Source organism: Riemerella anatipestifer, from assembly GCF_009932355.1.
Taxonomy (GTDB): Bacteria; Bacteroidota; Bacteroidia; order Flavobacteriales; family Weeksellaceae; genus Riemerella; species Riemerella anatipestifer_E.
In genome coordinates, this window is record NZ_LEKU01000005.1 from 46,344 (window position 1) to 59,380 (window position 13,037).

Here is a 13,037-nt window from a genome sequence, read left to right on the forward strand (position 1 = left end):
CATATTTGGAAAACGGAACTTAAGTCTATCTAAACTAAGTGTAGTACTTTTCTAAGAATGCAAAAAACTCGTTCATTCTATAAAAGTTATTGAGGGTTAAAAATAAGGTCATCAATCCTAAAAGCAACTGAAGCCCTAGTGTGGCATTGGTATTTTTTCGGTAAGAATGTAAAAGCCACCCCAAAATTAGAGGAATAACGAATACAAAATGCCCTCCGTAGATGTAGGAAGTATGTAACCCGAATTTTAGGACACAATGTATCATAATATCTACAAGAAAAGACAGCATCAGAACTTGAACGAGCGGCTTTCTGAACCCTCTTAAATATCCCCAAATAACGAGTATAAAAAGCAACCCCACAAATGCATAAGAGAGGTTAGAGGTATAGACTTCCATAAATAAGGCTTTGTAGTGGAAGTTGTGTTTGTTGTGATAATCTCTTATAATAAAACTAGGGAATAACACATTGCCACCCCAAAACCAAGAAACTACCATATCCCAAATAGGCAGGAGTTTCGGTTGCGAAAACCTTTCGTACTGTTGCCCTGTTTTATCTAAAAATGCAGAAAACTGAAAATTCATTCGATACATAAAAAGTAGTAAAAATACTCCTACCGAAAGTCCCACCTTTGCCACCGCATTCGCTAAGTGTTTGATGTTGTTGTACCATTTCCTTTCAAACAAAATAGGGATATAGACTTTAACAATATTGGTAATAGTGAGCCCTCCTATCGCCAAGCTACTTAGGCATAGCATTCCCCAAGAGAGCGTTCTTTTTTGTGTGAGCCTCAAGGCAGCATAGTAGGTAAATCCGCTTAGAAACAAAAGGCTGTAAGTATAGGTTTCTGGTGTGAAGGACAGCATAATGTTGGTACTAAATAAACTGAAAAATACCACTAAAATAAGACTGCTAGCCAATGACAGCTGAATGATGTTTTTAAGATATTTAAAAATAAAAACCATAGTCCAACTAATGGCTAGGCTACTCAATAGGGCAAGACTTAGCCTAAAGAGATGATTTTTCTGTCCGCTAGAAATCCAAAGGGAGAACTCTCTAATCACATCAAAAAAATAGTTGGATAGAGGGTGTCTTTCGTACCCGCCACCTGTCATTACAATAGCCCTGTTGTCAAAACTAAAATAGGCGTCCCAAGGGATTCTGTCATCAAATACAATGGTGGAAGTTAAGGCAATATGCCCCGCCAAAATACCATACGCCACAAGGAAGAAAATAAACAAAGCCCACTCCACCCACGAGCTAGGGCAACTTTGTTTTAGAAAGCCATAAAATTTAGATTTCATTACAGTTTTACCAAAATTTCCGCAAAAATACTCTAATTGTTAAGAACTGCAAGACAAAGTAGAGCAACCCACCACCTCATCGTATTTTTTGGGTCTTTTAACGCTCCATTCTGGGAATGTTTCTTGGTAAGGATTTTTAAGAGCGGTAAGGAGTTGATTAAAGTAGCTGATGTTCCCCTTATTAAGCTCCTCTATACACTCGTGTAGAAGGTAGTTTCTGAGGGTAAATTTGGGGTTGTTTTGACTCATTAGAGTAAGTCTTTCGTTGGGGAAGATTTTGTTTAAAACCAATCGGTTTTGGTAGGAGATTATCCATTGATTGAGGCGTTGTAGGTCTTCCGTATGGAGAGATTTATAAGAAATATCCTGCCAGTTGATTTGATGAACATCTTTCTCCAATGCAATGAAAAATAAAGTGTAGTCTAGCTTTAGTGAAGTCATTAGATTTTGCCAATCTGTAAAGAAATCTACATCGGTATCTTTCATAAAAGCATCCAATCCCATTTTAGAACACATCATTTGGTCGTATTGACTCCAAAAATTAGTGCCAAAATCTTCCAAAGTTTGCTCAATAAAATCCACATCGTTTATCAGAGGAAATAAAGCATTGCCTAGTTGCCAAAGATTCCATTGTGCCATTTCAGCTTGCCTTCCAAAAGCATAACGCCTACCAGGTAAATCGGTAGTGTTAGGCGTGAAATTCAAATCGTATTCATCTAACATAGAGAATGGCCCGTAGTCTATACTAAGTCCAAGAATACTCATGTTATCAGTATTCATCACGCCGTGGGTAAAGCCTACTCTTTGCCATTCTACCATAAGTTTGGTGGTTGTTTCAGCAATTTTTTTGAAAAACTGATGATAAGGTTGAGGTTCATCTGTTTTTATTTCACGGAAATAGCGTTGAATACAGAAGTCGGCTAGATTTTTCAGAGTGTCTATTTCGTTTTGGGCTGCCAATAGCTGGAAGTGTCCAAACCTTATAAATGAGGGAGAGGTTCGTATAACTACAGCTCCTTTTTCTTGTTTAGGATTGCCGTTGTAGAGTATATCTCTTGTTACCATTTCTCCTGTTTCGGCGAGAGAAAGGGCTCTAGTAGTAGGTACACCTAGATGGTGCATTGCTTCGCTCATTAGATATTCTCTCACAGAGGAACGGAGCACTGCTCGCCCATCTGCAAATCTAGAGTAGGGCGTTGCTCCTGCACCTTTCCATTGGATTTCGGTGGTTTCTCCGCTAGTGTTTTGTATTTCTCCTGCCAATATCGCTCTGCCGTCCCCCAATTGCCCAGCCCATTGCCCAAACTGATGCCCAGCATAGGCAGTAGCATAGGTTCTGATGTTTTTAGGTAAATCTTGGGCGGCTAAAAAAGTCTCGTCTTTGGGTTCAAAAGAACCTAAGCCTATGTCGTTAGAAAGCTCTTGATTGAAAGCGATAGTTTTGTAGTTAGTAAATAGGGCAGGTTCTACCGTAGCAAAAAGCATTTTTGGAGTTTGCCTTTGCATGGTATCACCAGAAAAATCGCCAGGGAATTGGTCTAAAAAAGGTTGAGTGATGAGGTGTATGTTCATTTAATTTATATCAAAAATAATGGGGTAAAGTTAAGTAATTTACCCCATTAAGTTTTTTTGATTTAGTTGGCTCTGTTTTTTTCCTCTTGGTTTCCAGAAGCACGGGAGCTTACCGATATTTTATTGTTACCAAACTTATAGTTGAGAGAAAATCTCACATATTGAGAGTCATAGTATTGTGAAAAAGATTGTAATATGCCTTGAGACACCTCTTTATAAGTGTATTGCTGGCTTCGGAATATATCATTAAAATTAAGTCCTAAAATTAGATTTTTGTTTAATAATAAATACTTAAAACCAATGTCTAGTGAAGAGTATTCACTCATAGTACCTATCCCTTTTGAAGGAAGAGAATACTCGTAATTTAGGCTGGCAAACAGTGTCTTTTTAGAATTGAGTGTAAAGGTATTTCTAGAGATTGTATAGCCACTCCAACCAGAATATTTGTGGTTAGAATAGATTTCTATATAAGGTTTTGTTTCTGAGTAAGAAGCGTTTATTTCTGCAGAGGCTTCCCACCAACTAAACGGTTTGTAATTGATGCTAATAGAACCACCAGTAAACATATCATTAGAAATGTTTTCGTACCTCATAACTGTGATATTCTCTGCAACATTGTGTCTAGAGATTTGGGCGGTATTATCTATATATTTTCCATAAAATAGTTGAAAGTTAAGCAGGCTTTTATAAGCATAATTAAATTCTACATTGTTTATAAAGATGGGTTGTAAAAATGGATTTCCTGTGGTATAAGATTTTGGAGTTTCGTACCATCTAGCTGGATTTAATGAGACCCAAGAAGGTCGCCCTATACGCCTACCATAGTTAGCAGAGAAAGAGTGATTTTCGTTAGGCTTATACATAATGTAGAGGGTTGGGAACAGTTTGGCATAATTTCTTTGGGTAATTTCGTTAGTAGAAATAGAGTTAGCATTGGTTTGAGTGGCTTCTCCACGAAGTCCAACCTTGGTTTCCCATTTTTCTCCAAAAGATTTAGAAGCACTAAAGTATAACGCCTGTATATTTTCGGTATATTCAAAGTGGTCTTTTTGAGAAAGAATTAAATTGTTATTGTCTTTATTAAAGAAATTTATATCTACTAAGTTTTTAGTTTTAGTAGAAGCTGCTCTACCTCCAAAGGACAAATTAGCCCAAGATAAAGGTATTTCAAAATCAGTTTTGATGGAATAGTTCTTTACATTTTGATGTGAATTGTTTTGAGAATATTGTGTTTCTGAAGTCGCAGGAATAAAATCTTGTAATAAAGAGGTGAAATGATTAGCGCTAGGATTAGTCATATCAAAATAATCTGCATCTACAGACAACTTTTTACCATTGTTACCTAGTTTCTGAGTATAATTAAGGTTTAGAGAGATGTTGCTAGGCGTTCCTTGAGATAGCCCCTCCGTTTTGTAGTAATGAATTAAATAATGGTCGCTGTACCTTCTCGCAAAATTATCTGCAAATTCATCGGAGTATCTATCTGTAAAAGAGCCCATAAATTGCAACCCTAGACTACTTTTATCTGTAAAGGCGTATTCTAAATTTAGTAAAGTACCCCAGTTTTTTCTATGGGTACGATTAAAGAGTTTATTGTTCCATTGGTAATCGGGATAATCGTAGAATATATCGTTAGTATAGAGGTTTCTTCCGTAGCTATAATTAACATCTACTAGGGCAGAAAATTTATCTTTTTTATAATTGAAGTTAGCACCGTGTACTAATCTTTCGTAGGTGGCTTGCTGATAGCTAGAGCGTAGTGTAGCACTCCAGTTATTTTGTTTAGAGCGTTTGAGTTGTATGTTAATGAGTCCACTATTTCCTTCGGCTTCGTATTTTGACGGAGGGTTGGTAATAACTTCTATCTTTAAGATATTGGCAGAAGGTATAGACTTTAGATAATCTTGTAGAGCCTCTCCAGAGAGTTGAGTTATCTTATCATTTATCATCACCCTAACGCTGCTTTTACCTACAAGTTGTATATTGTCTCCTTGTATTCTTACACTAGGAGTCGCTTTCAGTGCGTCCAAAGCATCACCTCCCACTACAGCAACGGCGTTTTCTACATTAAAAATTAATCTGTCTACCTTTCTTTCTACAAGTTTTTTTGAGCTTTGAGTTCTACGGTTTGGATTTCTTTTTCTATACTGTCCTGTTTCTGTTGTTGAGCGTTAGCCATACCAAAACAGATAAACGATATTATAATGATGAGTCTTTTCACGGTAGTTTATATTAGTTTTAAGTTTTGTTGCCGAAGTTAAATAAAATTGATTATTTGTGCAATAGCTTATAATAAAGATGGTTAGCGAGGTATGAAAACTCCACTCTTCCTATTTCATAAATCATAAGTAAATGCTTACTTTTGTGGCAAAAATAAATCATTAGCAATGCCAAAAATATCAAACAGAGCAGCCAATATGCCTGCTTCCCCTATCCGAAAATTAGTACCTTACGCTTTAGCAGCAAAACAAAGAGGAACTAAAGTCTATCACCTTAATATAGGTCAGCCCGATATAGAAACGCCAGAAACAGCACTAGCAGAACTGCAAAAGATTGACTTAAAGGTGCTAGAGTATTCGCTTTCAGAAGGTAACTTAGAGTATAGAAAGGCTTTAGAAAACTACTACCATAGTTTGGGCTTTACAGACTTAACAACAGATAACTTCATTGTTACCAATGGTGGTTCGGAGGCGTTGAACTTCGCACTTTCTACTTTATGTGATGAGGGAGATGAAATCATCATTCCAGAGCCTTATTATGCCAATTATAACGGTTTTTCTAACCATATCAATGCTAAAGTGGTAGCGGTGCCGTCTTCCATAGAGAGCGGTTTTGCACTACCGAGCATAGAAGAATTTGAGAAAAAAATTACCGATAAAACCAGAGCGATACTCATTTGTAACCCAGGCAACCCAACAGGTTATCTTTACACCAAAGAAGAGTTGAAAAGACTTGCCGAAATTGCCCTTAAACATGATATTGTAGTTATTTCTGATGAGGTTTACCGTGAATATGTTTACGATGGAGAGAAACAGACTTCGATGTTGGAGTTTCCTGAACTAGCAGAGAACTGTATTATCATAGACTCCGAGTCTAAAAGATACTCTATGTGTGGGGTAAGGATTGGCTTTATGGTTACTCGCTCTAAAGTGATTAAAGACGCTGCGATGAAGTTTGCTCAAGCAAGGTTAAGTCCTGTATTGCTAGGACAGATTATTGCAGCTAAGGCTCACCAAAACGACACGGCTTATATCCAAAGTGTAAGAGAAGAATACACCAAAAGAAGAAACCTTTTAGTACAACTACTTAACGAGATACCAGGAGTTAATTGTCCGATGCCAAAAGGAGCATTTTATTGTATGGCAGAGCTTCCTATAGACGATGCCGATAAATTTGCACAATGGCTATTGGAGTCTTACTCTCATAACAACGAAACCATTATGGTGGCTCCAGCAGGAGGGTTTTATTCTAACCCAGAGTTAGGTAAAAAACAAGTGAGAATAGCCTATGTTCTCAAAGAAGAAGATTTGAAAAGAAGTGCAGAATTGCTTAAAGATGCACTAGAAAAATATCAAGCTTTGTAGATAAAATTTTAGTTTGCAAAAGCCGAGAGTTGTTTAGACTTTCGGCTTTTTATTTTATCTTCCTCAGATTGAAAATAGGAGGAAATTGAATTTGAACTCGTCTAAGTGTTTTACTGATGTGTTGGGGTGTTTTTCAATTGGTAGTAACTTTTTTATAAATAATGAGAAACAGCAGGTCTTGTATAGGTTTTATTATCAGTATTTTTTTGTATTTTAGCGAACTATTTTTAGAAAAAGCAAATTTTTTATTGAGATGAGTAAATTTACAGAATACAAAGGGCTTAATCTTACGGATATATCAGCACAAGTAGCTGATTTTTGGAAAAAGGATAATACATTTCAGAAGTCGGTTGAGATTAGAAAGGGCAAACCAGAGTTCGTGTTTTACGAAGGGCCGCCTTCTGCTAACGGTATGCCAGGAATTCACCACGTAATGGCTAGAGCTTTAAAAGATATTTTCTGTAGATACCAAACTCAAAAAGGAAAACAAGTATTTCGTAAAGCGGGTTGGGATACTCACGGGTTGCCAGTAGAGCTAGGAGTAGAGAAAGAATTAGGTATTACCAAAGAAGATATAGGTAAGAAAATTTCGGTGGAAGACTACAATCAGGCGTGCCGAAATGCCGTAATGAAGTACACCGATGTTTGGAACGACCTAACTGAAAAGATAGGCTATTGGGTAGATTTAGAAGACCCATACATTACCTATAAGCCTAAGTATATGGAGACGGTTTGGTGGCTTTTAAAGCAGCTTTACACCAAAAATTTGCTTTATAAAGGCTATACCATTCAGCCGTATTCCCCTAAGGCGGGTACAGGGCTTTCATCTCACGAGCTTAATCAGCCGGGGACTTACCGTGATGTAAGCGATACGACCATTGTGGCTCAATTCAAAGTAAAACAACTTTCGGATAGCGTGGCTTCTAAGATAGGTCAGCAAAGTGGGGATATCCACATTCTTGCTTGGACGACAACACCTTGGACGCTTCCGTCTAACACGGCTTTGGCAGTGGGTAAAGAGGTAGAATATGTCTTGGTAAAAACTTTTAATCAATACACCTTTGAACCAATCCAAATTGTTCTAGCGAAGGTACTTCTTGAGAAAAACTTTGGTAAAAAATATTTTGAAGGAACAGATGAAGATTTGGCTAAATATCAATCCGAAGATAAGCAAATCCCTTATCAAGTGTTAGGGCATTTTTCGGGTGCAGATTTAGCAGGAACGCAATACGAACAGTTGGTGCCGTGGTTTTTACCATACGAAAATCCAGACCAAGCCTTCCGTGTGATTGTAGGGGATTTTGTAACCACAGAGGACGGGACAGGGATAGTACATATCGCACCTACCTTTGGTGCTGATGACGCTCGTGTCGCAAAAGAAAACGGAATACCTCCAATGCTCATCAAAGATGAAAACGATAACCTTGTGCCTTTAGTAGATTTACAAGGGAAATTTGTTAAAGGAGAGGCGGTGCCAGAGCTATTTAGTGGTAAATACATCAAAAATGAATACTATGATAATGGTGCTGCCCCAGAGAAATCTTGGGACGTAGAAATGGCAATCCTCCTTAAAACAGAAAATAAAGCATTTAAGGTAGAGAAATACCTCCACTCTTATCCTCACTGTTGGAGAACAGATAAGCCTGTATTGTACTATCCGCTAGACTCTTGGTTTGTTAAGATGACTTCGGTTAAGGAGCGTCTAGTAGAACTAAATAAAGAAATCAACTGGAAGCCGAAAGCTACTGGAGAGGGGCGTTTTGCCAACTGGCTAGAAAATGTAAACGATTGGAACCTCTCTCGTTCTAGATATTGGGGAATTCCGTTGCCGATATGGAGAACGGAAGACCTAAAGGAAGAGAAAATCATAGGTTCGGTAGAAGAGTTGGTAAATGAAATCAACAAGTCTATAGCAGCAGGAGTGATGACGGAAAACCCTTTCAAAGATTTTGAAATAGGGAATATGAGCGAGGAAAACTATGCGAAGATAGATTTACACAAAAATATTGTGGACGAAGTAGTGCTAGTGTCCGAAACGGGTAAACCGATGAGAAGAGAATCTGACTTGATAGATGTTTGGTTTGATTCTGGGGCGATGCCTTATGCACAGCTACACTATCCTTTTGAAAATAAGGAATTCATAGAGCAGAACAAGGCATTCCCTGCGGACTTTATCGCAGAAGGAGTAGACCAAACTCGTGGTTGGTTCTACACGCTACACGCCATTGCAACTAGCGTTTTTGATTCTGTGGCGTACAAAAATGTGGTGTCCAATGGTCTTGTGCTAGACAAAAACGGACAAAAAATGTCTAAACGATTGGGCAATGCAGTGGACCCATTTGATACTTTAGCGAAGTACGGTCCAGACGCTACCAGATGGTATATGATTTCCAATGCGAACCCTTGGGAAAACCTCAAATTTGATATTGATGGTATAGATGAAGTGAGAAGAAAGTTCTTCGGAACACTTTACAATACTTATTCATTCTTTGCACTTTATGCCAATGTAGATGGCTTTAAATATGCCGAGAAAGAGGTGGAAAACAGACCAGAGATAGACCGTTGGATTCTTTCGGAGCTTAATATATTGGTAAAAGAAGTTACCGAGTTCTATAACGATTACGAGCCAACTAAAGTGGCTAGAGCCATCAATACCTTTGTTAATGATAATTTAAGTAACTGGTATGTAAGGCTTTGTCGTCGTCGTTTCTGGAAAGGAGATTATACCGAAGATAAAATTTCGGCTTATCAAACGCTTTATACTTGTTTAGAAACAGTGGCGAAAATATCAGCACCAATCGCTCCATTCTTTATGGATAGACTTTATCAAGATTTGAATAAAGTGACCCAAAGAGATACGGCAGAAAGTGTGCATCTTACGAATTTCCCAGTGTCTAATGAAGGTGCGATAGACATCAATTTAGTAGAAAAAACGCACTTAGCACAACAGATTACCTCTATGGTATTTTCATTGAGAAAGAAAGAAAATATCAAGGTAAGACAACCGTTGCAGAAAGTAATGGTGCCTGTTTTGGATAAGAAAACGGAAGAGCAGATTGTGGCTGTTTCAGACTTAATCAAACAAGAGGTAAATGTAAAAGAGCTACAAATCATCAATGATAAAGAGGCAGAGGGACTTATCGTAAAACAGATAAAGCCTAACTTTAAGACTTTAGGCCCTAAATTGGGTAAAGATATGAAGACGGTAGCCCAAGCGATTTCAGCGTTTGATAATGCTCAAATTTCTACCTTAGAGAAAGACGGTAAGGTGATGGTTGGAGCTTATGAGATTTGTTTAGAAGATGTGGAAATATCGACTAAAGATATTCCAGGTTGGACGGTGGCTAGTGAAGGCAAAATCACAGTGGCATTAGATTTGACAATAACCGACGAACTTAGGTCTGAAGGTGTGGCGAGGGAGTTTATCAATCGTATCCAAAACCTTAGAAAAGAAAAAGAGTTTGAGCTTACGGATAAAATTAAAATACAGTTAACACAAGATTGTCCATATTTGCAGGAAATTTTGAATAATGAACAGTACATCGCTTCGGAGGTGCTTTCTGAGAAAATAGAAGTTCTAGAAGCGTTAAACACAGGTGATGAACTGGAGATAGATGAAGTGAAGTTTACTGTAAATATTGAAAGAAACTAAGAATACTTAAATCATATTTTGTTATTATGGAACAGGAGAGACAAAGGTATAGTGATGCCGATTTAAAAGAGTTTAAAGAGCTTATAGAAAGCAAAATAGAAAAGGCAGAGAAAGATTTGGCGTTGATTAGACAAAACTTTATCAACGACCAAAATAATGGTACAGATGATACCTCGCCTACATTTAAGGCTTTTGAAGAAGGTGCAGAGACTTTAAGCAAGGAGCAAAATGCAATTCTTGCGGTAAGACAGGAGAAATTTATCCGAGACCTAAAGAATGCTCTTATCAGGATAGAAAACAAAACCTACGGAATTTGTAGAGTTACAGGTAACCTGATTGGTAAGGAAAGACTGAAAGCTGTGCCTCACGCCACTTTGAGCATTGAGGCTAAAAATATGCAACGATAATTGCAGAAAAGTTAAATATTAGCTGTGTGTCACAAGAAATATTTTTTGTGATACACGGCGTTTTTCATTAAAATAAAACATACATGAAGAAGATAGCATTCGTAACTATTTTGGTATTGCTTTTAGACCAACTCTCTAAAATCTATATTAAAACTAATTTTGAACTCAACGAATCTGTGAGGGTTTTGCCAGGTTTTAGATTAACCTTTGTAGAAAACCCAGGTATGGCTTATGGTTTACAGTTCGGAGGGCTTATTGGCAAGTATTTTTTGGTAATTACTAGAGTGGTTCTTATTGGGGTTATGGTTCATATCTTTAGAAAATGGCTTAAAGAAGGAGCGTCTAACTATAGGCTTATACCTATGGCAATGATATTTGCAGGAGCGATAGGGAACTTAATAGATGGTATGTTTTATGGGCTTATCTTTGATACAGGAACGGTGTTTGATGACAGTATAGGACGATGGATAGGCTACGATGGGGTTTCTCATATCATTGCTTTTGGGCAAGGTTATTCTCATTTTATGAAAGGCTGTGTGGTAGATATGTTTCATTTTGATATGATTGATTGGTATGTGCCAGAAAATTATCCTGTAATTGGTGGCACTAGAATTCAGTTTTTTAAATATATTTTCAATGTGGCAGATGCTGCTATTACAGTTGGGGTAAGTATATTGTTTTTGTTCAGAAGAAAAGCCTTTCCTAACGGATTAGAGTTTTAAGTAGATGAAAAAACTAGGGAAAGTTCTACTGGTTACATGTGTTTTATCCATCGTTAGTATAGTAACGGTAATATTGTGGTGTAATTATATTATTAAAAGCCAGTCCGAAAATTATATCTTCAGCAATATTTCTGATGTACCAACTAAAAAAGTTGGACTTGTTCTAGGAACGAGCAAATATCTCCAAAACGGTATTCCTAACTATTACTTTAAATACAGAATAGATGCGGCAGCGGAGCTTTATAAAAATGGCAAAGTACAGTATTTTATTGTAAGTGGAGACAATTCTCGTAAAGACTACAACGAAACCGAAGATATGAAGCTAGATTTAATGGCTCACGGCATTCCTGAAAATCATATTTATCAAGACTTCGCGGGATTTAGAACGTTAGATTCCGTAATAAGAGCAGAAGATATCTTTGGTCAAAAGACATTTATCATCATTTCACAAAAATTTCATAACGAACGAGCGGTTTATTTGGCTAGAAAAAACGGCTTAGAAGCGTATGGGTATAATGCTCAAGATGTAAATACCTATGCAGGATTTAAAACCCAAGTCAGAGAATACTTCGCAAGGGTAAAAGTCTTTTATGATTTACTATTGGGGGTAGAGCCTAAATTCAGTGGAGATAAAGAGTTGATTCCGTAGTATTTAGTTTGTGTAACATAGGTTACATTGGGAATCGTATTTTATTGTTACCTTTGAGGATAAGTTTAATTTATCAAAAGGTAAAATAATGAGAAAAATAGGTGGTTATATAGGTGTTGTACTCTTGGCTTTAGTGGTAAGTTGTGATTCCAAAAACAGCAGTAAAGAACTTGATAAACCAGATTTAGCTAGTAATAATACTAAAGATGAGGTAGCAGAAGCATATAATTTAATGAAAACAAATTGCTACTCGTGCCATCACCCATCTGCTTTGCCTACGGAGAGAGTGGCACCACCTATGTTAGCGGTAAAGGCTCATTATATGGAAGCTACTGGTAGTAGAGAGCAATTTATAGCAAAAATGCAGGAATTTATTGCTAAGCCCTCTGCGGAGGCTTCTATAATGCCAAATGCGGTAGAGAAATTCGGATTAATGCCTTACCAAGAATATAAAAAGGAAGATATAGAGAAAATAGCAGGTTTCTTGTTTGATTATAAAATTCCCGAACCAGAATGGTTTAAAGAGCATTATCAGAAAGAAAAAGGTAAAGTTTTTGAGCAAAAAGGATTGGATATTCCAGCCACAGCGAAAACCCAACAAGAAATAGGTTTGGAGTATGCCCTAGAAACCAAGCAACTCTTAGGGAAAAATCTACAGCAAAAACTTAAACAAGAAGGAGCTGAACAAGCCTTGGATTTTTGCAATATCAATGCTATTCCCTTAACACAACAAGTGGCGGATAAGCACAATATTTTCATAAAAAGAGCATCAGATAAACCAAGGAATCCAAATAATAAAGCTACAAAAGAAGAGCTTAAAGTGATTATGGATTATAAAAAACAATTGGCAAATGAAAAGACTTTAGCTCCTGTGATGGAAGGTAATCATCTGTATGTGCCAATACTTACTAATGAGATGTGTCTTAAATGCCACGGAGTGCAGTCCTCTGATATAGCTCCTAAAGTGTCTGATAAAATAAAAAAGCTATACCCAAAAGATATGGCTACAGGATATAAACAGAATGAATTGAGGGGTGTTTTTAGTATAAAACTTTCAGAATAATAATTTTTTCATAGTACTATAATGGGAGGCCAGAGACATTTTAATCACTTTTTGTCTTTGGCTTTTTTGTTTGGTTTTTACAGAA

The 13,037-nt window shown here is 37.1% G+C and carries 10 protein-coding genes; 6 read left to right on the plus strand and 4 right to left on the minus strand.

Translation table 11 applies throughout. The features are described 5' to 3' along the window. Positions 1–34: 34 nt before the first annotated feature. The 4 genes from GXW81_RS01360 to GXW81_RS10450 form a co-directional block, all read right to left on the minus strand. Positions 35–1,303 (minus strand): DUF6080 domain-containing protein, encoded by a 1,269-nt coding sequence (locus GXW81_RS01360; RefSeq protein WP_161530876.1) that lies wholly within the window; start codon positions 1,301–1,303, stop codon positions 35–37. Between the two features lie 39 nt (positions 1,304–1,342). Next, positions 1,343–2,875 (minus strand): YdiU family protein, encoded by a 1,533-nt coding sequence (locus tag GXW81_RS01365; RefSeq protein ID WP_161530877.1) that lies wholly within the window; start codon positions 2,873–2,875, stop codon positions 1,343–1,345. Positions 2,876–2,937: 62 nt separating this feature from the next. Beyond that, positions 2,938–4,920, minus strand: a complete 1,983-nt coding sequence (locus tag GXW81_RS01370; RefSeq protein WP_260393521.1) for an outer membrane beta-barrel family protein — start codon at positions 4,918–4,920, stop codon at positions 2,938–2,940. Between the two features lie 50 nt (positions 4,921–4,970). Next, positions 4,971–5,096 carry a hypothetical protein gene (locus GXW81_RS10450; RefSeq protein ID WP_260393522.1) on the minus strand — a complete coding sequence of 42 codons (126 nt, stop codon included), beginning with the start codon at positions 5,094–5,096 and terminating at the stop codon, positions 4,971–4,973. 166 nt (positions 5,097–5,262) lie between these two features. On the opposite strand from GXW81_RS10450, the gene GXW81_RS01375 reads away from it, so the two are divergent. The 6 genes from GXW81_RS01375 (at position 5,263) to GXW81_RS01400 (ending at position 12,952) form a co-directional block, all read left to right on the plus strand. Then, the gene (locus GXW81_RS01375; protein ID WP_052910960.1) at positions 5,263–6,459 is read left to right on the plus strand and encodes a pyridoxal phosphate-dependent aminotransferase; all 1,197 of its coding nucleotides are present in this window, start codon (positions 5,263–5,265) and stop codon (positions 6,457–6,459) included. A 253-nt stretch (positions 6,460–6,712) separates the two neighbouring features. Beyond that, positions 6,713–10,111 carry an isoleucine--tRNA ligase gene (ileS, locus tag GXW81_RS01380; protein WP_161530878.1) on the plus strand — a complete coding sequence of 1,133 codons (3,399 nt, stop codon included), beginning with the start codon at positions 6,713–6,715 and terminating at the stop codon, positions 10,109–10,111. Between the two features lie 26 nt (positions 10,112–10,137). Continuing rightward, a complete protein-coding gene (locus tag GXW81_RS01385) occupies positions 10,138–10,518 on the plus strand; it encodes a TraR/DksA C4-type zinc finger protein (protein WP_014937768.1) in 381 nt (126 codons plus the stop codon). An 83-nt stretch (positions 10,519–10,601) separates the two neighbouring features. Continuing rightward, positions 10,602–11,240, plus strand: a complete 639-nt coding sequence (locus GXW81_RS01390) for a lipoprotein signal peptidase (protein ID WP_161530879.1) — start codon at positions 10,602–10,604, stop codon at positions 11,238–11,240. A gap of 4 nt (positions 11,241–11,244) precedes the next feature. After that, positions 11,245–11,889 carry a vancomycin high temperature exclusion protein gene (locus GXW81_RS01395; protein WP_161530880.1) on the plus strand — a complete coding sequence of 215 codons (645 nt, stop codon included), beginning with the start codon at positions 11,245–11,247 and terminating at the stop codon, positions 11,887–11,889. Positions 11,890–11,977: 88 nt separating this feature from the next. Beyond that, entirely contained in the window at positions 11,978–12,952 is a 975-nt protein-coding gene (locus GXW81_RS01400) for a DUF3365 domain-containing protein (protein ID WP_154137360.1), read from the plus strand. Positions 12,953–13,037 lie beyond the last annotated feature (85 nt).